This is a genomic window from Variovorax sp. 160MFSha2.1 (assembly GCF_048305075.1).
Lineage (GTDB): Bacteria > Pseudomonadota > Gammaproteobacteria > Burkholderiales > Burkholderiaceae_C > Variovorax > Variovorax guangxiensis.
In genome coordinates, this window is record NZ_CP157624.1 from 5,710,029 (window position 1) to 5,728,845 (window position 18,817).

19 protein-coding genes are annotated in these 18,817 nt (G+C 68.4%); 10 read left to right on the forward strand and 9 right to left on the reverse strand.

Annotation, left to right across the window (positions count from 1 at the left end; genetic code table 11):
• Nucleotides 1-9: 9 nt before the first annotated feature.
• The 4 genes from ctaD to ABL838_RS26300 all read right to left on the reverse strand — a co-directional run bounded on the left by ctaD (nucleotide 10) and on the right by ABL838_RS26300 (nucleotide 4,570).
• Nucleotides 10-1,653: a cytochrome c oxidase subunit I gene (ctaD, locus tag ABL838_RS26285; protein WP_126025560.1), complete on the reverse strand. Its 1,644-nt coding sequence runs from the start codon at nucleotides 1,651-1,653 to the stop codon at nucleotides 10-12.
• A 43-nt stretch (nucleotides 1,654-1,696) separates the two neighbouring features.
• Nucleotides 1,697-2,875, reverse strand: a complete 1,179-nt coding sequence (coxB, locus tag ABL838_RS26290; protein WP_126025561.1) for a cytochrome c oxidase subunit II — start codon at nucleotides 2,873-2,875, stop codon at nucleotides 1,697-1,699.
• A 60-nt stretch (nucleotides 2,876-2,935) separates the two neighbouring features.
• The gene (locus tag ABL838_RS26295) at nucleotides 2,936-3,412 is read right to left on the reverse strand and encodes a DUF2244 domain-containing protein (protein ID WP_126025562.1); all 477 of its coding nucleotides are present in this window, start codon (nucleotides 3,410-3,412) and stop codon (nucleotides 2,936-2,938) included.
• A 240-nt stretch (nucleotides 3,413-3,652) separates the two neighbouring features.
• Entirely contained in the window at nucleotides 3,653-4,570 is a 918-nt protein-coding gene (locus ABL838_RS26300; RefSeq protein ID WP_126025563.1) for a class I SAM-dependent methyltransferase, read from the reverse strand.
• Nucleotides 4,571-4,611: 41 nt separating this feature from the next.
• Here ABL838_RS26300 and ABL838_RS26305 point away from each other — a divergent pair, with 41 nt between their 5' ends.
• From ABL838_RS26305 to ABL838_RS26315, 3 genes are all read left to right on the forward strand, one after another.
• A complete protein-coding gene (locus ABL838_RS26305) occupies nucleotides 4,612-5,337 on the forward strand; it encodes a phosphoribosyltransferase family protein (protein ID WP_418125915.1) in 726 nt (241 codons plus the stop codon).
• Nucleotides 5,338-5,367: 30 nt separating this feature from the next.
• Nucleotides 5,368-5,829: a tRNA (uridine(34)/cytosine(34)/5-carboxymethylaminomethyluridine(34)-2'-O)-methyltransferase TrmL gene (gene trmL, locus ABL838_RS26310; RefSeq protein ID WP_184640704.1), complete on the forward strand. Its 462-nt coding sequence runs from the start codon at nucleotides 5,368-5,370 to the stop codon at nucleotides 5,827-5,829.
• Between the two features lie 131 nt (nucleotides 5,830-5,960).
• The gene (locus ABL838_RS26315; protein ID WP_418122648.1) at nucleotides 5,961-6,254 is read left to right on the forward strand and encodes a DUF4148 domain-containing protein; all 294 of its coding nucleotides are present in this window, start codon (nucleotides 5,961-5,963) and stop codon (nucleotides 6,252-6,254) included.
• Nucleotides 6,255-6,290: 36 nt separating this feature from the next.
• Here ABL838_RS26315 and ABL838_RS26320 read toward each other — a convergent pair whose 3' ends face one another.
• Together ABL838_RS26320 and ABL838_RS26325 are read right to left on the reverse strand one after the other, a co-directional pair.
• Nucleotides 6,291-6,761 carry a MaoC family dehydratase gene (locus ABL838_RS26320; protein ID WP_093206665.1) on the reverse strand — a complete coding sequence of 157 codons (471 nt, stop codon included), beginning with the start codon at nucleotides 6,759-6,761 and terminating at the stop codon, nucleotides 6,291-6,293.
• Nucleotides 6,762-6,842: 81 nt separating this feature from the next.
• A complete protein-coding gene (locus ABL838_RS26325) occupies nucleotides 6,843-7,463 on the reverse strand; it encodes a ParA family protein (RefSeq protein ID WP_126025567.1) in 621 nt (206 codons plus the stop codon).
• Between the two features lie 100 nt (nucleotides 7,464-7,563).
• On the opposite strand from ABL838_RS26325, the gene ABL838_RS26330 reads away from it, so the two are divergent.
• The gene (locus ABL838_RS26330; protein WP_418122649.1) at nucleotides 7,564-8,316 is read left to right on the forward strand and encodes an NAD(P)H-dependent oxidoreductase; all 753 of its coding nucleotides are present in this window, start codon (nucleotides 7,564-7,566) and stop codon (nucleotides 8,314-8,316) included.
• Nucleotides 8,317-10,197, forward strand: a complete 1,881-nt coding sequence (gene kefC / locus ABL838_RS26335; RefSeq protein WP_418122651.1) for a glutathione-regulated potassium-efflux system protein KefC — start codon at nucleotides 8,317-8,319, stop codon at nucleotides 10,195-10,197.
• 12 nt (nucleotides 10,198-10,209) lie between these two features.
• Here the strand turns inward: kefC and ABL838_RS26340 are convergent, their stop codons facing one another.
• Nucleotides 10,210-11,160 carry a succinylglutamate desuccinylase gene (locus ABL838_RS26340; protein ID WP_418122653.1) on the reverse strand — a complete coding sequence of 317 codons (951 nt, stop codon included), beginning with the start codon at nucleotides 11,158-11,160 and terminating at the stop codon, nucleotides 10,210-10,212.
• Between the two features lie 7 nt (nucleotides 11,161-11,167).
• Nucleotides 11,168-12,163, reverse strand: a complete 996-nt coding sequence (locus ABL838_RS26345) for a Bug family tripartite tricarboxylate transporter substrate binding protein (RefSeq protein WP_418122654.1) — start codon at nucleotides 12,161-12,163, stop codon at nucleotides 11,168-11,170.
• Between the two features lie 116 nt (nucleotides 12,164-12,279).
• Here ABL838_RS26345 and ABL838_RS26350 point away from each other — a divergent pair, with 116 nt between their 5' ends.
• Nucleotides 12,280-13,176 (forward strand): MurR/RpiR family transcriptional regulator, encoded by an 897-nt coding sequence (locus ABL838_RS26350; RefSeq protein WP_418122656.1) that lies wholly within the window; start codon nucleotides 12,280-12,282, stop codon nucleotides 13,174-13,176.
• On the opposite strand, the gene ABL838_RS26355 is transcribed toward ABL838_RS26350, so the two are convergent.
• The gene (locus ABL838_RS26355) at nucleotides 13,165-14,061 is read right to left on the reverse strand and encodes an amidohydrolase family protein (protein ID WP_418122658.1); all 897 of its coding nucleotides are present in this window, start codon (nucleotides 14,059-14,061) and stop codon (nucleotides 13,165-13,167) included. The genes ABL838_RS26350 and ABL838_RS26355 overlap by 12 nt on opposite strands.
• 103 nt (nucleotides 14,062-14,164) lie before the next feature.
• Here ABL838_RS26355 and ABL838_RS26360 point away from each other — a divergent pair, with 103 nt between their 5' ends.
• The 4 genes from ABL838_RS26360 to ABL838_RS26375 are packed head-to-tail and all read left to right on the forward strand — an operon-like array spanning nucleotide 14,165 to nucleotide 18,788.
• Complete coding sequence (locus ABL838_RS26360; RefSeq protein ID WP_184640712.1) at nucleotides 14,165-14,938, forward strand: crotonase/enoyl-CoA hydratase family protein; 774 nt, start codon at nucleotides 14,165-14,167, stop codon at nucleotides 14,936-14,938.
• Nucleotides 14,935-16,794: a feruloyl-CoA synthase gene (locus tag ABL838_RS26365; protein WP_418122661.1), complete on the forward strand. Its 1,860-nt coding sequence runs from the start codon at nucleotides 14,935-14,937 to the stop codon at nucleotides 16,792-16,794. Before ABL838_RS26360 ends, ABL838_RS26365 begins: the two co-directional genes overlap by 4 nt.
• A 32-nt stretch (nucleotides 16,795-16,826) precedes the next feature.
• Nucleotides 16,827-17,591: an SDR family NAD(P)-dependent oxidoreductase gene (locus ABL838_RS26370; RefSeq protein ID WP_418122663.1), complete on the forward strand. Its 765-nt coding sequence runs from the start codon at nucleotides 16,827-16,829 to the stop codon at nucleotides 17,589-17,591.
• Nucleotides 17,592-17,651: 60 nt separating this feature from the next.
• The gene (locus ABL838_RS26375) at nucleotides 17,652-18,788 is read left to right on the forward strand and encodes an ABC transporter substrate-binding protein (protein ID WP_019656130.1); all 1,137 of its coding nucleotides are present in this window, start codon (nucleotides 17,652-17,654) and stop codon (nucleotides 18,786-18,788) included.
• Nucleotides 18,789-18,817 lie beyond the last annotated feature (29 nt).

Sequence of the window (18,817 nt, forward strand, 5' to 3'; positions counted from 1 at the left end):
ACAGTGCGTTCAACCGATCACCTTGGTGGCGGTCGCGTCGAGCTTGGGCGGGTTCTCGAAGGTGTGGAACGGTGCCGGCGACGGCACTTCCCACTCGAGGCCCTCGGCAGCTTCCCACGGCTTCTGGGCAGCCTTCTCGCCCTTGCCGCGCATCGTGGGCAGCACGATGAACAGGAAGAAATACAACTGGGCAAAACCGAAGAAGAAGGCACCGACAGACGCGACGGCGTTGAAGTCGGCGAACTGCATCGGGTAGTCGGCGTAGCGTCGCGGCATGCCGGCCAGGCCCAGGAAGTGCATCGGGAAGAAGGTCACGTTGAACGAGATCAGCGACCACCAGAAGTGCACCTTGCCGCGCGTCTCGTTGTACATCACGCCGGTCCACTTCGGAGCCCAGTAGTAGAAGCCCGAGAACATGGCGAACAGCGAGCCGGCCACCAGCACGTAATGGAAGTGGGCCACCACGTAGTAGGTGTCCTGCAGCTGCGTGTCGATGGGTGCGACGGCCAGGATCAGGCCGGTGAAGCCGCCCATGGTGAACACGAAGATGAAGCCCACCGCGAACAGCATCGGGGTCTCGAAGGTCATCGAGCCTTGCCACATCGTCGCGATCCAGTTGAAGATCTTCACGGCCGTGGGCACCGCGATCAGCATGGTCGCGTACATGAAGAACAGCTGGCCGGTCAGCGGCATGCCGGTCGTGAACATGTGGTGAGCCCACACGATGAACGACAGGATGGCGATCGACGAGGTGGCGTAAACCATCGAGGCGTAGCCGAAGAGCTTCTTGCGGGCAAAGGCCGGCACCACCTGGCTGATGATGCCGAAGGCCGGCAGGATCATGATGTAGACCTCGGGGTGGCCGAAGAACCAGAAGATGTGCTGGTACATCACCGGGTCGCCGCCGCCGGCGGGGTTGAAGAAGCTGGTGCCGAAGTGGCGGTCGGTCAGCGTCATCGTGATGGCGCCCGCGAGCACGGGCATCACGGCGATCAGCAGGTAGGCGGTGATGAGCCAGGTCCAGCAGAACATCGGCATCTTCATCAGCGTCATGCCGGGGGCGCGCATGTTGAGGATGGTCACGATGATGTTGATCGAGCCCATGATCGACGAGGCGCCCATGATGTGCATCGCGAAGATGCCGGCGTCCATCGAGGGGCCCATCTGCAGCGTGAGCGGCGCGTACAGCGTCCAGCCCGCGGCGGGCGCGCCGCCGGGCATGAAGAAGGAGCCCACCAGCATCAGCGCCGCCGGGATCAGCAGCCAGAAGCTGAAATTGTTCATGCGCGCGAACGCCATGTCGGAGGCGCCCACCTGCAGCGGGATCATCCAGTTCGCGAAGCCCACGAAGGCCGGCATGATCGCGCCGAACACCATGATCAGGCCGTGCATGGTGGTGAACTGGTTGAAGAGCTCCGGGTTCACCAGCTGCAGCCCGGGCTGGAACAGCTCGGCGCGGATCAGCAGCGCGAGCACGCCGCCCACCATTAGCATCGTGAAGCTGAACAGCAGGTACAGCGTGCCGATGTCCTTGTGGTTGGTGGCGAACACCCAGCGGCGCCAGCCGGTGGGCGCGTGGTGGTCGTGATGATCGTCGTGTGCGTGGTCGCCGTGGCCTGCTGCGTGACCGTGGGGGTCGAGAACTGCGCTCATTTCGTTGTTCCTTGCAATTTCTTCGTCGCGGGGCGCTCGCGCATCACTTGGCGCGCAGGGCCAGCACTTCGGCCGGCTGCACCAGCTGGCCCGTCTTGTTCGACCAGCTGTTCTTGGTGTACGTGGCCACGGCCGCGAGGTCGGTATCGCTCAGTTGCTTCCAGGAGGGCATTGCACCGTTGTTCTGGCCGTTCAGCAGCACCGTCAGCTGGACCTTGTGGTCGGCGTCGGTCACCTTGGCCGAGCCGTCCAGCGGCTTGATCGGGCCGGCGCCCTTGCCGTTGGCCTGGTGGCAGGCCGCGCAGTTGGCGGCATAGACCTTCTCGCCGCGCGCAAGCATGTCGGGCAGGGTCCAGACCTTGGTCGGGTCGTCGAGCTTGGCGGCAGCTTCCTTGCGCTTGGCGGCCACCCAGGTCGTGTAGTCGGCGGCCGAGACCACCTTCACGTGGATCGGCATGTAGGCGTGTTCCTTGCCGCACAGTTCCTGGCACTGGCCGTAGTAGTCGCCCACGGTCTCGGCGCGGAACCAGGTGTCGCGCACGAAGCCGGGGATGGCGTCCTGCTTGAGGCCCAGTTGCGGCACGGCGAAGGCGTGGATCACGTCGTTCGCGGTGGTGATGATGCGGACCTTCTTGTTGACCGGCACGACCAGAGGGTTGTCGACCTTGAGCAGGTAGTCGTCGGGCATCTGGCCCCTGGCGCCCGCGTCGGACATGGCGCGCTGCGAGCTGTCGAGCGTGGAGATGAAGGCCAGGCCCTCGCCTTCGCCGTTGAGGTAGTCGTAGCCCCACTTCCACTGATAGCCAGTGGTCTTGATCGTGAGGTCGGCGTTGGTGGTGTCCTTCTGGGCCACCAGCACCTTGGTGGCGGGCAGCGCCATGATGATGACGATGAGGAAGGGCACGATGGTCCAGATGACCTCGACCACCACCGATTCATGGAAGTTGGCGGCCTTGTGGCCCACCGACTTGCGGTGCTTCCAGATGGAATAGAACATCACCGCGAACACGCCGACGAAGATGACCGTGCACAGGATCATCATGATCGTGTGGAGCAGATGCTGCTCCTGCGCGATCTTGGTCACGCCGACCGGAAGATTCAACTGGCGCACCGAAGGGCCGCCGGGCAGATCGTTGACTGCGTGCGCCGCGCTGCTGAAAGCCGCGCCGGCCGCCAGCAACAGATTCGCCGGCCTGTACTTATTGCGCCAAATGCTCTTCATCGTGTTCACGTTTCTTCAATTTTTCGACAAACCCAACCGTGCAGCACTGCGCGAGCCCCCTCAGGCGCCACGCAACGCCATTCGAATCTCGCGGGCCAAGGCCGCACGCAACTCCGGGCGTACATAGCGCCCCACCCTGACCGATCGACCCTGCCCCGAGACCTCGATCAGCGAGCGATCGCCGGTCTGGGGTTCGATCCGCACCTGGTGCGGAAGAAATTCCGTGCGCTCGTAGTGCCCGCCGTTTTCGAGCTCCACGACGAGCCGTCCCTCCTGCAATGCGATCTTCTCGCCGTCTGTCGCATGCCGTGCGTAGACCATGAACGCAAACCCGACAGCGGCCAGTTCGAGCCAGGCAAAAGGCAGCACCATGGGCGCACCGTGCAGCCAGAACAGGGTGCCGATGCCGAGAGATACCACGCACAGCGAAGCGTAGAGCCAGCCCAGCTGGCTCGGCGTCACCGAGCAGTTGCGCTTCAGGAACCAGTGGATGCTCTGGCCTGAAACGGTGGCAAATCGAAACACGGAATTCGACACGGGCGAGTTCAGCAAATCGGTGCGTCGACGGTCGCCAAACCCTCTCGTACGAACAGGATCCGACACCCCTCGATCGCGGGACAATACCCGCGAGTTTCACGCAACGGCGGATTGTAGCGGGTAGATACCTGCGCCCGAGTGCCCTGTGGGACGCCTACGGGTCACTACTAGTAGGCAAGAAACGCCCTGTACGACTAGCGTTTCCGACACGCGTTTTCCACACGCGCCCGCCGCGATCGCTCAGGCGCCCGGACGCCCGCGCTGGAGCATCGATCGCATCTCGCGCAACGACACCGCGCTCTCGGCCGCGAGCGACACGCGCGGCACCGGCTTGAACGCGTGGCCGTAGACGACCTCGAAGGTCAGCGCGATGCGCCCGTCGCCGCCCTCGGCCGGCGCGAGTTCGGGCAGCGCCTTCTTCAACGACTGGAGCCAGCCCTTGCCCCGCAGCGCCGGAAAGCGCGCCGGATGCAGGTTGCGGCCCAGCGTGCGCAGCTCGGCCAGCGCCGCCTCGGGCGTGGCCCAGGTCAGCACGATGCGCTCCATGTCCATCACCGGCTCGGCGAAGCCGGCATGCACCAGCATGTCGCCCCAGTCGTGCATGTCGGTGTACTCGTGGCCCGCGGCCGGCCAGCCGAGGCGGGCATGCAGCGCGCGCAGCTCGCGCACGGTGTCAGGGCCGAGGCAGGAGAACATGAGGAAGCCGTCGGTCGCCACCAGCCTGTGCCAGTGCGAGATCAGCGCCTCGGGGTCGGCCGCCATGTGCAGCGACATGTTGGCCCAGAGCAGGTCGACGCCGTCTTCGGGCGGTGCCTCGAAGCGCGCCTTGCCGGCCTGCCAGCGCCGCGCGCTCCACCACGGCGCGGCGAGCGCCTGGCCGGTGGCCGCGGCGAGCGCGGGCTCGGGTTCGATCACGTAGGAGGCCGCGTCCTTGTAGCGGCGGGCGACGAGTTCATGCGCCTCGAGGCCGCTGCGCAGCGGGGCCCAGTCGGCCCAGTGGCGGGGCTGGGCCTTGATCCATTGCAGCCGGTCTTCCATGCGGCGGCCGATTTCCTCGTGCAGCCAGGGAGAGGCGCCATCGGCGGGCGCGAGCCGGCGCCAGCGGGCGGCCGCCGTGGCATCGATGGTCGGCGGTCGTCTTGTGGGGTCGGTGGCCATGGGGCCGTGAGTATATTGAGCCGATGTCCAGCCACCGGGCCATGTGGCCTTTCGCTCCTCTTTCCCCTTTCGCGTCCTTCGGCTCGCTGCTCGCGCAGCTGCCCAGCCAGTGCGCGGTCTGCCGCGCCTGGCCCTCGCGCCCCGTGTGCGACGCCTGCGTGGCCCGCTTCGCGCCGCCAGCCGCGCGCTGCGGGGGCTGCGCCCTGCCCGTGCCCGATGGCGTTAGCCGCTGCGGCGTGTGCGTGAAGAACCCGCCGCCGCTGGATGCCTGCCTCGCCGCCTGCACCTACGCCTGGCCCTGGCCGGACGCCATCGCCGCCTTCAAGTTCCGTGGCGAGGCCGGCTGGGCCGGTCCCTTCGCCACGCTCCTGCGCAGCGCGCCCTGGGTGGAGCCCGCGCTGGAAGCCGGCGACATCGTGCTGCCGATGCCGCTTGCGCGCGGCCGATTGCGCGAACGCGGCTTCAACCAGGCGCACGAACTGGCACGCCGACTGGCGCCAACGAAGACCGACGCCACCCTGCTCCTTCGCACGCGCGAAACGCCGGCGCAGAGCGGCCTGTCGCGCGCCGAGCGGCTGCGCAACCTGCGCGGCGCCTTCGTGGTGGAGCCGCTGCGCGCCCACAAGCTGCGCGGCCGGCGCGTCGTGCTGGTGGACGACGTGATGACCAGCGGCGCATCGATCTTCACCGCCGCGGAGGTGCTGCGGCAGGCCGGCGCGGCCCACGTCACCGCCATCGTGCTCGCCCGGACCGATCCGCCGCGCTGAGCCTCGTGCCGCCCCGCCGACAATCGCCGCATGTTCAATATCGTCCTGGTCCACCCCGAAATCCCGCCGAACACCGGCAACGTGATCCGGCTCGCAGCCAACACCGGCTGCAAGCTGCACCTCGTGGAGCCGCTGGGTTTCTCGATGGACGACCGCCTGCTGCGTCGTGCCGGCCTCGACTATCACGAGTACGCCGAAGTCAGGCGCCACGCCGACTGGCAGGCCCTGCTCTCGGCCGAGCAGCCGGCCACCGATCGCATGTTCGCGCTCACCACGCGCGGCTCGCGTCCGGTGCACGACATACGCTTCCAGCCCGGCGACTGGCTGGTGTTCGGCTCGGAAACCAGCGGCCTGCCATCCGCGCTGCGCGACGGCTTCCCCGAGGCCCAGCGCCTGCGGCTGCCGATGCGCGAGGGCCAGCGCAGCCTGAATCTCTCGAACGCGGTGGCGGTGACGGTGTTCGAAGCCTGGCGGCAAAACGGCTTCGGCTGAACCATCGGCCGCCCCTACGGGCAACAGGGGCGGACACATCCGACCGGCGAGGTGCGCCGTAAGGAAGACATGCCGGCCATCAGCCGACCGGCATTTGCTCCATCCACCACCTTGCTCCAAGGAGTCCCGCCATGAACGCCAAGCCGATTGCCCTCGCCGCCTTCGCCACGCTCGTTTTCGCCAGCGGCGCGCAAGCCTTCCAGGGAGAGCAGAACCCGCTGCCGCCCGCGCCGTTCCAGTCGACGCTGTCGCGCGCGCAAGTGCAGGCCGATGCGCGCCAGCCGCTGCAGATCGGCAACGGCGGCACCGGCGTGACGCAGGCCAGGAACGGCAATACCGACCGAGACGCAGTGCGCGCCAGCGCCCGCAGCATCACCCGCCAGGGCGCAGCCACCTATGGCGAAGTGACCGACCGCCGGATCTAGAAAGAAAGAGAAAGAGAAAAGAAGGCCGCCGCGCCTTCAGCGGTAGCGGCGCACCACCGACTCGGCCACGCAGGCCGGCTTGGCGGCACCCTCGAGCTCGATGGTGGTTTCCCAGGTCATCTGGAAACCATCGTCGGCAATGGGCTCCGCCGTCAGCAGCTTCATGCGCGCCCGCAGGCGCTTGCCCACCGGCACCGGCGACATGAAGCGCACCTTGTTGAGGCCGTAGTTCACGCCCATGCGCGACTCGACCACGTCCAGCGCCGTCTCGTAGAAGCGCGGCAGCAGCGACAGCGTGAGAAAACCATGCGCGATCGGCCCGCCGAAGGGGCCAGCCTTGGCCCGCTCGATGTCGACGTGGATCCACTGGTGGTCGCCCGTCGCCTCGGCGAACTGGTTGACCTGCTCCTGCGTGATGGCGATCCAGTCGCTCACGGCGACTTCCTGGCCGACGCAGGCGGCGAGATCCTGAAGGGTCTGGAATGTCTTCTTGGTCATGCGGGGCATTCTGGCGTCTGGGGTCGCCGCGCGGCTGTCGGCCTCGCGACAACCGGGATCAGGGTAAACCGGGAGCAGGCAGCACGCCGTTCAGGCGTCGAGCCATTCGCAGATCGGCTGCCACTGCTCCAGGTCGCGCTGCACGCGCCCGGGTGCGATGTCGAACAGCGTGAGCCCGCGCGCGGCCAGCTGCACGTAGTTCTGCGTGTCGCGCAGCTCGCCGATCACCGGCACGCCAAGCCCCGCGATGAACTCGTGGAGCCGGTCGGCCGCCAGCGTGCGGGCGTTCACCCGCATGCCGACGAGGCCGATCTTCGTCTTCTCGGCGCGGCGGTTCTCCAGCAGCCGGTCGAGGAAATCGCGCGTGGCGTAGATGTCGAAGATGCTGGGCTGCAGCGGCACGATCACCCGGTCGGCCAGCGCCAGCACTTCCTTGAAGCGCCAGCCGTGCAGGCCGGCGGGCGTGTCGAGCACCGCGTGCGTGGTGCCGCGCGGCGGGCGCACCACGGTGCTTTCGCCGGTGGCTTCCCAGGTGGAGATCGGCCGGGCCATCGGCGGGCGCAGGCCCAGCCACAGGCGTGAGGATTGCTGGCGGTCCACGTCGCCCAGCATCACGGCATGGCCGCGGCTTGCGAAGTAGCCCGCGACGTTCGTCGCGATCGTCGACTTGCCCACGCCCCCCTTGGGATTGGCGACCAGAACCACCGGCATAAAAGCACTCCTCCAGAACGGCAACAGCGCAAATGGTAGTCGCTGAGCGTTTTTGCCCGGCGAAACGCCTTGCAGCGTGCTCTTGAGATATGTTCGCGGGATGACGACAACAACACCGACGGGAACTCCCGCCGAGGGCACCGAAACCGGCTCCGGCGGCATCTATGTGCTGGCCGCGCACCCCCACTGGCGCGACTCGCGCGTCAACCGCCGCATGCTCGCAGCCGCGCGCGGCGTGCCGGGGGTCGACGTCAACGACCTCTACGGCAGCTACCCCGATTTCGCCATCGACGTCGAGGCCGAGCAGGCCCGGCTCGCCAGGGCCAGCCTGGTGGTGCTGGTGCATCCGATCCAGTGGTACTCGATGCCCGCGCTGCAGAAGCTCTGGCTCGACGACGTGCTCGCCTACAGCTGGGCCTACGGCCCCGGCGGCACCGCCCTGCAGGGCAAGGACCTCTGGCTGGTCGCCACCACCGGCAGCCCCGAGGCCAGCTACCACCCGCAGAACTACCACCGCTATTTCTTCGATGCCTTCCTGCCGCCCTACGAGCAGACCGCCGCGCTGTGCGGCATGCGCTTTTTGCCGCCGATGATCTTCTACGGCGCGCGCAGCGCCGGCGAGGCGGCGGTGAAGGCCCATGTCGACACCTTCGCCCAGCGGCTGGGCAGCTATCCCGACTGGCCGGAGATCGAGGAGATCGACGCCTGCATCGCCTGCCCCGTGCCCGAGAGCGACCGGCCTGCCGACAACGACGAGGTCGGCAAGGTGGTCTCCGACGCATTCCGCGCGGCAATGACCCATGGGCTGGCCACCACCACAGCCTCCACTGGCGGAAACGGGAAGGCGGCCTGAATGGAACACGCACCCGCCTGGCTGACCAACAGCCTGATCTACCTGAGCGCCGCCGTGCTGGTGGTGCCGCTGTCGAAGGCCCTGGGCCTGGGCTCGATCATCGGCTACCTCGTGGCCGGCATCGCCATCGGCCCCTGGGGCCTGGGGCTGGTCTCCAGTGTCGAGGACGTGCTGCACTTCGCCGAGTTCGGCGTGGTGCTGATGCTCTTCCTGGTGGGCCTGGAGCTCGAACCCAAGCGCCTGTGGAACCTGCGCCGGCCCATCTTCGGCTGGGGCACGGCGCAGGTGCTGAGCTGCGCCGCCGTGCTGTTCGCGGTCGGCTGCGCCGTGGGTGCCAGCTGGCGCGTGTCGCTGGTGGCCGCGCTGGGACTGGCGCTCTCTTCCACCGCCATCGCGCTGCAGGTGTTCGGCGAGCGCAACCTGCTGAAGACGCCCAGCGGGCAGGCCGGCTTCTCGATCCTGCTGTTCCAGGACGTGGCGGCCATTCCGATCCTCGCGCTGCTGCCGCTGCTGGCCGGCGCCACCGCGGCAGAGCAGTCGATGACCGGGCTGGAGCGCGCGCTGGAGGCAGCGAAGATCATCGGCGTGATCGGCGGCATCATCCTCGGCGGCCGGCTGCTGCTGCGGCCCATCCTGCGCTGGATCGCGCGCAGCGACACGCCCGAGATCTTCACCGCCGCCGCCCTGCTGCTGGTGGTGGCCATCGCGGCACTGATGCAGCTGGTGGGCCTGTCGATGGCGCTGGGCGCCTTCCTCGCCGGCGTGCTGCTGGCCGAGAGCGAATACCGGCGCGAGCTGGAGACCGACATCGAGCCCTTCAAGGGCCTGCTGCTGGGCCTCTTCTTCATCGCGGTGGGCATGTCGATCAACTTCGGCGTGCTGATCGCGAGCCCGTGGATCATGGCGATGCTGGTGGTCGGCTTCATGGTCGTCAAGCTGGTGGTGATCTACGCGCTCGCCAAGGCCATGGGCATCGCCTACCAGGAGCGGCCGGTGTTCACGCTGCTGCTCGCGCAGGGCGGCGAATTCGCCTTCGTGGTGTTCCAGGCGGCGGGCCCCGACGTGCTGCCGCCCGAGGTCACCTCGCTGCTGATCGGCGCGGTGGCGCTGTCGATGCTGCTGTCGCCGCTTCTGCTGGTGCTGCTCGACCGGTTCGTGCTGCCGCGCTACAGCCGCAACGGCGGCACCAAGCTCGAGGAGATTTCGGAGCAGCAGGACGCCAAGGTGCTGATCTGCGGCTTCGGCCGCTACGGCCAGATCGTCGGGCGCATGCTGATGTCGCAGGGCCTGCGCGTGACGGTGCTCGACCACGACGCCGACACCGTCGAAGGCCTGCGGCAGTTCGGCTTCCGCGTGTTCTACGGCGACGCGACGCGGCTCGACCTGCTGCGCACCGCAGGCGCGGGCACGGCCAAGGTGATCGTGGTGGCGGTGGACGACATCGAGCAGTCGCTCGAAATCGTCGACCTCGTGAAGGAGAACTTCCCGCAGGCGCGCATCATCGCGCGGGCGCGCAACGTGACACACCTGTTCCAGCTGCGCGACCGCGGCGTGACGGAGGTGGAGCGCGAGGTGTTCGAGTCCTCGCTGCGCAGCGCGCGCTCGACGCTGGAGGCGCTGGGCTGGCCAGCGCACGAGGCGCGCGAATCGGCGATGCGCTTCCGTCGCCGCAACATCGAGCTCAGCAACGAGATCTACCCGCACTACAAGGACCGCGCCAAGCTGATCGCCGCCAACAAGGCCGGCCGCCAGCAGTTCGAGGAGCAGATGGCACGCGAGCGCGAGGAGCGCCAGCGGCGGCTGGGGCGCGACTGGGGCAAGCTCGACGACGAGGAAGTGCCGGCATCGGAAGCCGAGCCGGAATCGCAGTCCGCGCCCTGAGCGCAGGCGCAGCTAGATCGGCACCGTCAGGTACACGCCCTCGCGGCCCACCAGCGGCGCGCGCGTGGGCATGAAGATCGTGCAGTCGTCGCAGGGCGAGCGGATCTCCTGCCCCGCGTCGGTCGCGATCAGCTCGCCCTTGCGGAAGACTTCGAAGCCCAGCACCGGTCGAGCGAAGGCGAAGCTCTCGGTCTTCACCATGTGCACTTCGAGCAGCCGGAAGCGCCGCGCGGGCGCCTTCGCCGCTGCACTGGCCGGCGCGTCGACCAGCCCCAGGTGCGCGAGGAAGCGCAGCGTCACGTCGGTCGCCAGGTCGGCCGCCGACTGGCTGAAATGCTGGCCGCATTCCACGACCACCGCGCCGCCGTCGACGCCCTCCTCGCCATGGCGGCCGTAGGCCGTCACGCCCGTGCCCGGAGCGCCACCCACCGGCATCACCAGGTGCACCAGCGGATTGCCGATGGTCAGCGCCAGCCCGGCGTTGCGCTCGAACTCCGGGTATACCCAGAAGGGCTGCACCGGTGCGCGGGTCGAATGGATGTCGAGCACGTAGTCGGCCGCGTCCAGCACCGGCCGCAGCTCGCGCGCCCGGCGCAGTTCGGGGCTGTCCTCGCTGCCATCGAGCATGGCCTTCGACCAGATGCGGTTGAGGTTGTGCACCAGCTGGCGGTTCTCGTAAGGCAGCGTGATGTCGAAGGCGTTGTAGGCCTCCACGTTCGCGAAGCTCACGGTGAGCGTGCCGGTCTTCGGCCGCACGCCGGTGTCCAGCAGGTGCGTGGCGGCGACCATGCCGCAGATCTCGTTGCCGTGGGTCAGCGCGTTGACCAGCACGTGCGGCCCCGGCCGGCCCGACTCGAAGCGGTGCACGTAATCGATGCCTGTGTTTCCCTGCCGGTAGGCTGAGATGTCACGCGGCAGCACTTCCAGCGGCGCCGTGTCGGGTGCGAAAGATGGCTCTGTCATGCGGCGCTCACTCGCCGCGGATGCCGGCGCGCTTGACCAGGTCGCCGTAGACCGCGAGCCGCTCCGACATCATGGCGGTGAACTGCGCGGGCGACTGAGCCTCGGGCGGCAGCGAGCCGCGCGACTGCAGCGCCTCGACCATCGAGGGCTGGTCGGCCACCGAGCGCACGGCCTTGTGCAGCGCCTCAACGATCTCGGGTGGCGTCTTCGCGGGCGCGGCCAGGCCGATCCACGAAGTGGTGTTGAGCACCGGATAGCCCAGCTCCGCGAAGGTCGGGATGTCGGGCAGCGCCGCCACGCGCGTGGGCGCGGCCACGGCGAGTGCGCGCAGCTTGCCCGACTGGATCAGCGGCAGGAAGGGCGCGAGGTTGTCGAGGCCGAACTGCACTTCGTTCGAGATCAGCGCGGTGACCAGGGGACCACCGCCGCGATACGGCACGTGCGTGGCGTTGAGCTGCAGCTGCGACTTCATCAGCTCCACGTTGAGCTGCCCCATGCTGCCGGGGCCGGCGCTGCAGAAGTTGAGCTCGCCGGGGCGCGACTTCACCAGCGCGATGAATTCCTTGAAGTTCTTTGCAGGCACCGCCGGATTGACCAGCAGCACGTTGATCGAGCGCGCGAGCTGGCTGATCGAGGCGAAGTCCTTGATCGGGTCGTAGCCCGGGTTGGGCTGGGTCAGCGGATTGGCCAGGTGCGAGCTCTGCGACGAAGCGACCAGCGTGTAGCCGTCGGGCTTGGCGCGCGCCACCTGCGCGCTGGCGATGGAGCCGCCTGCACCGGCGCGGTTGTCGATGACCACCGCCGTACCCAGCGCCTTCGCCAGCGGATCGGCGTACAGCCGCGCGATCAGGTCCACCGAACCGCCCGCCGGGAACGGCACCACCAGCGTGACCGGCCGCGAGGGCCAGGCCTGCGCGTGCGCCGCCAGAGGCAGCACCGATGCGAGGCCGGCGGCGAGGAGCTCGCGGCGGCGCAGTGCCGCGGCGGTGAAGAAGGATTCCATGGGGCGTCCTGTCGTGCAATAGAAAGTGCGTGCATTGTTGCAAGATGATTTAATTTTTGCAATGATCATTGCAAAATTGGGTGTAACAGCGCTGCGCGTGCAGAATGCCCCCGACCATGAACCTGAACCAACGCATCGCGGGCTACGGCAGGAAGCTCACCCGGAGCGAGCAGCGCCTGATCGACGAACTGCAGACGCGCTACCCGCAGGGCCTCCTCGAATCTGCAACGAGCCTTGCAAAGAAGGTGGGCACCAGCGCCTCGACCGTGGTGCGGCTGCTGGCCAAGCTGGGCTATCCCAGCTACGCCGACGCACAGATCGAGGCGCGCTCGGAGGTGACCGCGCGGCTGTCGTCGCCGGCCACGCGTGCGGACGCCGTCATCGCCGATGACGCCTCGGTGCGCAGCTGCCTGGACAACGCGCTGCTGCACGACCAGCACAACCTGGCCTCGACCTTCGCGGCGCTCGACGTCGCGGCCTTCGAGGGCGCGGTGCGGCTGCTCACGCAGCGCAGGACGCGGGTGCACGTGACCGGCCAGCGGCATGCCGCCGCGCTGGCCGGCCATCTATCGCTGCACCTGAACATGTGCCTGCCCGACGTTCGTCCGATGAACGGCGGCGGCCCGCTGCTGCTGGAAGACCAGCTGCTGTGGATCGGCGAGAACGACGTGCTGCTGGCCCTCACCTTCAGGCGCCACGGGCTCGCCACCGCGCGCGCGGTCAGGTACTTCAGGGAGAAGGGGGCGAAGGTCATCGTCATCACAGACGGCCCGTCGGTCGCTGCGGCCTCTGCGGCCGACCATGTGATGCTGGTGCGCACGTCGAGCGCGTCGCCCTTCGATTCGTACACGGCGGCGCTGTCGCTGTGCAACGCGCTGGTCACCGCCGTCGTGCAGCGGCGCAAGAAGGAGCTGGGCGCAGCGCTCGAACGTGGCGACGCCCTGTGGGAGCAGCACTGGAACGACACGGCCGCGCCGGCCGGCCGTTCGCGCAAGGCGGCTTCAGCCGGCTGACGGCGCGGGAGCGGCCGGCGCGGCATCGAGCCGCAGCAGCCGAATCGCGTTGCCCTTGAGGATGCCGGGCATCACCTCGGGCTTGAAGCCCGCGTTCTCGAAGTCGCGCATCCAGCGGTCCGGCGTGATCAGCGGGTAGTCGCTGCCGAAGAGCACGCGGTCCTTCAGCAGGGTGTTGGCGTACTGCACCAGCTGCTTCGGAAAGTACTTGGGGCTCCAGCCCGACAGGTCGATCCACACGTTGGGCTTGTGCGTGGCCACGCTCAGCGCCTCGTCCTGCCAGGGGAAGCTGGGGTGCGCCATGACGATCTGCATGTCGGGGAAGTCGATGGCCACGTCGTCCAGGTGCATCGGGTTGCTGTACTCCAGCCGCAGGCCGCCGCCGCAGCGCATGCCCGAACCGATGCCGCTGTGGCCGGTGTGGAAGATGGCCGGCAGGCCGTATTCGGCGATGACCTCGTAGATGGGCCAGGCCATGCGGTCGTAGGGGTGGTAGCCCTGCACCGTGGGATGGAACTTGAAGCCCTTCACGCCGTGCTCCTCGATGAGCCGGCGCGCCTCGCGCGCGCCCATCTTTCCCTTGTGCGGATCGACGCTGCCGAAGGCGATCATGATGTCGCTGTTGTTCTTCGCGGCCTCGGCGATCTCCTCGTTGGGGATGCGGCGGCGGCCCATGTTCGATTCGGCGTCGACCATGAACATCACCAGGCCGATCTTCCTTTCGCGGTAGTACGCCACGCTCTCCGCAATGGTGGGCCGGCCGCTGGAGCCGAAGTACTTGTCGGCCGCGCGGTCGTATTCCTCGCCGTAGTTGTCGAACGGGTTCCAGCAGCTGACTTCTGCGTGGGTGTGGATGTCGATCGCGATCAGGTTCTGATGGTCCATGCGCTGTCTCCTGTACGGGTAAATCCCTAGTCTCTGGGGGCTCCAAATTCCTTGAATTGATTATTTCCCATAACCATAATTCGACGCAACCCCGGACCCCATCATGACCAATCCAGACCTCCAACTCGACATCCGCGACGAAGTCGCCATCGTCCGCCTGACGCGCGGCTCCAAGCGCAACGCGCTGTCCGACGGACTGATCCTCGCGCTGCGCGACACCTTCGAGAAGCTGCCGTCCAGCGTGCGCGCCGCGGTGATCGACGGCGAGGGGCCGCACTTCTGCGCCGGCCTCGACCTGAGCGAGCTGAAGGAGCGCGACGCCGGCCAGGGCATGCAGCACTCGCGCATGTGGCACGCCGCGCTCGACCTGATCCAGCACGGCCCGGTGCCGGTGATCGCCGCGCTGCACGGCGCGGTGGTCGGCGGCGGGCTCGAATTGGCAAGCGCCTGCCACATCCGCGTGGCCGACCGCACCACCTTCTACGCGCTGCCCGAGGGCTCGCGCGGCATCTTCGTGGGCGGCGGCGGCTCGGTGCGCATCCCCAAGCTGATCGGCGTGGCCCGCATGACCGACATGATGATGACCGGCCGCGTCTACAACGCCGAGGACGGCGAGCGCGCCAACTTCGCGCAGTACCTCGTCGACGAAGGCCAGGCCTTCGACAAGGCTTTCGAGCTCGCCAGGCGCGTGGCCACCAACGCGCCGCTCACCAACTACGCGCTGATGCACGCGCTGCCGCGCATCGCCGAGCAGTCGGCCGACCATGGCTTCTTCACCGAGGCGCTGATCTCCGGCATCACGCAGGCCGCGCCCGAGGCCAAGCAGCGCGTTCGCGACTTCCTCGAAGGACGCGGCGCGAAAGTGAGCAAGGGATGAGCGCCCCCGCCGTCCGCTACCGCCCGCTGGTCTTCGGCGTCACCCGCGCGGTGCTGCGCGACGGCGCGCCGGGCACGCAGTACCTGAGCGCCGAAACGCCGCTCGCCCCCTACCGCGAGCGCATGACCGACCGCCTCGCCCACTGGGCAGAGCGCACGCCCGACCGCACCTTCATCGCCCGCCGCGAACGGCTGGCCGACGGCAGCACCGGCGACTGGCTGCGCGTGAGCTACGCGCAGGCGCTGGAGGAAGCACGCGGTATCGGACAGGCACTGCTGGAGCGCGGCCTGAGCGCCGAGCGCCCGGTCGCGATCCTCAGCGAGAACGGCATCGAGCACGCGCTGATGGCGCTGGGCTGCCTCTACGCCGGGGTGCCCTATTGCCCCGTCTCGCCCCCTTACTCGGTGGTGAGCCAGGACTTCGAGAAGCTGCGCCACGTCTTCGACACCCTCACGCCCGGCCTCGTCTTCGCGAGCGACGCGGCGCGCTTCGCCAAGGCTATCGCCGCCGTGGTGCCCACCGGCACAGAGGTCGTGCTGGCCGAGGGCAGCCTCGAGGACCGGCCCGTCACCGCGTTCAGCGCCCTCGCCTCCACGCCGGCCACGAGCGCCATCGACGAGGCGATGCGCGCCACCGGCCCCGACACCATCACCAAGTTCCTCTTCACCTCGGGCTCGACCAAGATGCCCAAGGCCGTGATCAACACGCACCGCATGTGGTGCGCCAACCAGCAGCAGCTGCGCCAGTCGATACCCGCCCTGGGCGACGAGCCGCCCGTGCTGGTCGACTGGCTGCCCTGGAACCACACCTTCGGCGGCAACCACAACGTGGGCATCGTGCTGGACAACGGCGGCACGCTCTACATCGACGACGGCAAGCCCACGCCCGCCGGCATGGCCGAGACGCTGCGCAACCTGCGCGAGATCGCGCCCACCATCTACTTCAACGTGCCCACCGGCTTCGAGGCCATCGCGCAGGCGATGGAAACCGACGAGGTGCTGCGCCGCAACCTGCTGTCGCGCGTGAAGATGTTCTTCTACTCGGGCGCGGCGCTCTCGCAGCCGGTGTGGGACAGCCTGCACCGCACGCAGGAGTCGGAAGTCGGCGAGCGCATCGTGATGGGCACGGGCCTGGGCATGACCGAATCGGGCCCCTTCGCGCTCTACGTGACCGGCCCCGACGTGAAGTCGGGCGACGTGGGCCTGCCTGCGCCGGGCATCGAGCTCAAGCTGATCGAGGTCGACGGCAAGACCGAGGTGCGCTACCGCGGCCCCAACATCACGCCCGGCTACTGGCGCGCGCCCGAGGCCACGGCCGAGGCCTTCGACGAGGAAGGCTTCTTTTCCACCGGCGACGCGGTGAAGTGGATCGACGAGGGCAACATCCATCGCGGCCTGCGCTTCGACGGCCGCATCGCCGAAGACTTCAAGCTCGCCACCGGCACCTTCGTGAGCGTGGGCCCGATGCGCGCGAAGATCATCGCGGCCGGCGCACCCTACGTGCAGGACGCGGTGCTGACCGGCATCAACCTGAAGGAAGTGGGCGCGCTGATCTTCCCGACGCAGAAGGTACGCGATCTCGCCGGCCTGCCCGCCGACGCCACCATGCAGCAGGTGCTGGAAAGCGCGCCCGTGCAGGCGCACTTCCAGCAGGTGGTCGACACGCTGGCCGCCGCCTCCACCGGCAGCGCCAACCGCATCGCGCGGTTGCACCTGATGGCAGAGCCGCCTTCCATCGACAGGGGCGAGGTCACCGACAAGGGCTCGATCAACCAGCGCTCCGTGCTCAAGCACCGCGCCGCGCTGGCCGATGCCATGCACGACGGCAGCCTGCCCTTCACCCTGAAGCCGCGCTGAGCTTTTTCCAACCTTTCCTGGAGACGAGACACATGAAGATCGAAGGACAAGCCGCACTGGTCACCGGCGGCGCATCGGGCCTGGGCGAAGCCACCGCGCGCGAGCTCGCGCGGCTGGGCGCGAAGGTCGCGGTGCTCGACCGCAACGGCGAATTGGCCGAGAAGGTGGCGGCCGAGATCGGCGGCGTCGCCTGCGCCTGCGACATCACCGACACCGACAGCGTGAACGCCGCGCTCGACAAGGCCGAGGCCGCGCACGGCCCCGCGCGCATCCTGATGAACGTGGCCGGCATCGGCAGCGCCAAGCGCATCGTCGGCAAGGACGGCAGCCCCGCGCCGCTGGAAGACTTCGTGCGCGTGGTCAACATCAACCTGATCGGCGGCTACAACATGGCGCGCCTGTTCGCCGCGCGCTGCGCGAAGCTGGAGGCGCTCGACAACGGCGAGAAGGGTGTGATGCTCTTCACCGCCTCGGTCGCCGCCTTCGACGGACAGGTGGGCCAGCAGGCCTACAGCGCCTCCAAGGGCGGGCTGGTCGGCATGACGCTGCCGATGGCGCGCGACCTCGCGCAGCACGCCATCCGCGTGTGCACGGTGGCGCCGGGCATCTTCGCCACGCCGCTGCTGCTGGAGCTGCCCGAGCCGGTGCAGCAGTCGCTGGCCGCCTCCATCCCCTTCCCGCCGCGCCTGGGCAAGCCCTCGGAGTTCGCCGAGCTGGCCTGCCACATCGTCACCAACGGCCACCTCAACGGCGAGGTGATCCGCATCGACGGCGCGCTGCGCATGGCGCCGCGCTGAGGCCCTTCTTTCTTTTTCGCGTTCGTTCCGCCCGCTTCACAACGTACCCAGGAGACACCGATGACCTTCAAGAAGACCACCCTTGCCGCCGTGCTGGCGCTCATGGCCATGGGCCTCGCCCATGCCGACATCACCGTGGGCGTGGTGCAGCCGCTCACCGGCCCGGCCTCGGGCCTGGGCATTCCGGTGAAGAACGGCATCGCCATCTGGCCGAAGACCATCGCGGGCGAGACGCTCAAGGTGGTGGTGCTCGACGACGCCACCGACCCGACCACCGGCGTGAAGGACGCGCAGCGCCTGGTCACCGAAGACAAGGCAGACATCATCATCGGCTCCAGCGCCACGCCCGTCGCCATCCCGATGGCCGACGTCACGGCCGAGTCGGGCACGCCGCAGCTGTCGACCGCGCCTGCCGGCCTGCCGCCGGGCAAGGACAAGTGGTTCTTCCGCCTGCCGCAGTCGAACGACGTGATGGCCTACGCGGTGGTCGCGCACATGAAGAAGCAGAACGTGAAGACGGTCGGCTTCCTCGGCTACACCGACGCCTACGGCGAGCTGTGGCTCAAGGCGCTGACGGCCGAGGCCGCCAAGAACGGCATCAAGATCGTCGCCACCGAGCGCTTCGCGCGCGCCGACACCAGCGTGACCGGCCAGGTGCTCAAGCTCACCTCGGCCAATCCCGACGCGATCCTGATCGTGGCTTCGGGCAGCGGCGCCGGCATGCCGCAGAAGGCGGTGATGGAGCGCGGCTACAAGGGCAAGGTCTACCAGACGCACGCCGCCGCCACGCAGGACCTGATGCGCACCGCGGGCAAGGACGCCGAGGGGACCTTCGTGGTCTCGGGCCCCGCCACCGTGGCCGAGCAGCTGCCCGACAGCCATCCCTCGAAGGCCGCCGCCGTCGCCTTCGTGCAGGGCTACGAGAAGGCCTACGGCCCCGGCTCGCGCAACCAGTTCGCCGGCCACGCGGCCGACGCGCTCACGGTGCTCGAGAAGGCCGTGCCGGTCGCGCTCAAGAAGGCCAAGCCCGGCACGCCCGAGTTCCGCGCCGCGCTGCGCGACGCGCTCGAGGGCATGGGCCGCACGGTGCTCGCGCACGGCGTGCTGAACTGGACGGCGCAGGACCACTGGGGCTACACGACCGAGACCGGCGTGATGCTCAAGGTGGTGAACGGCGCGTTCAAGGTCGAGCAGTAATCCTCTTCTTCAGCCGCATCGAACACACG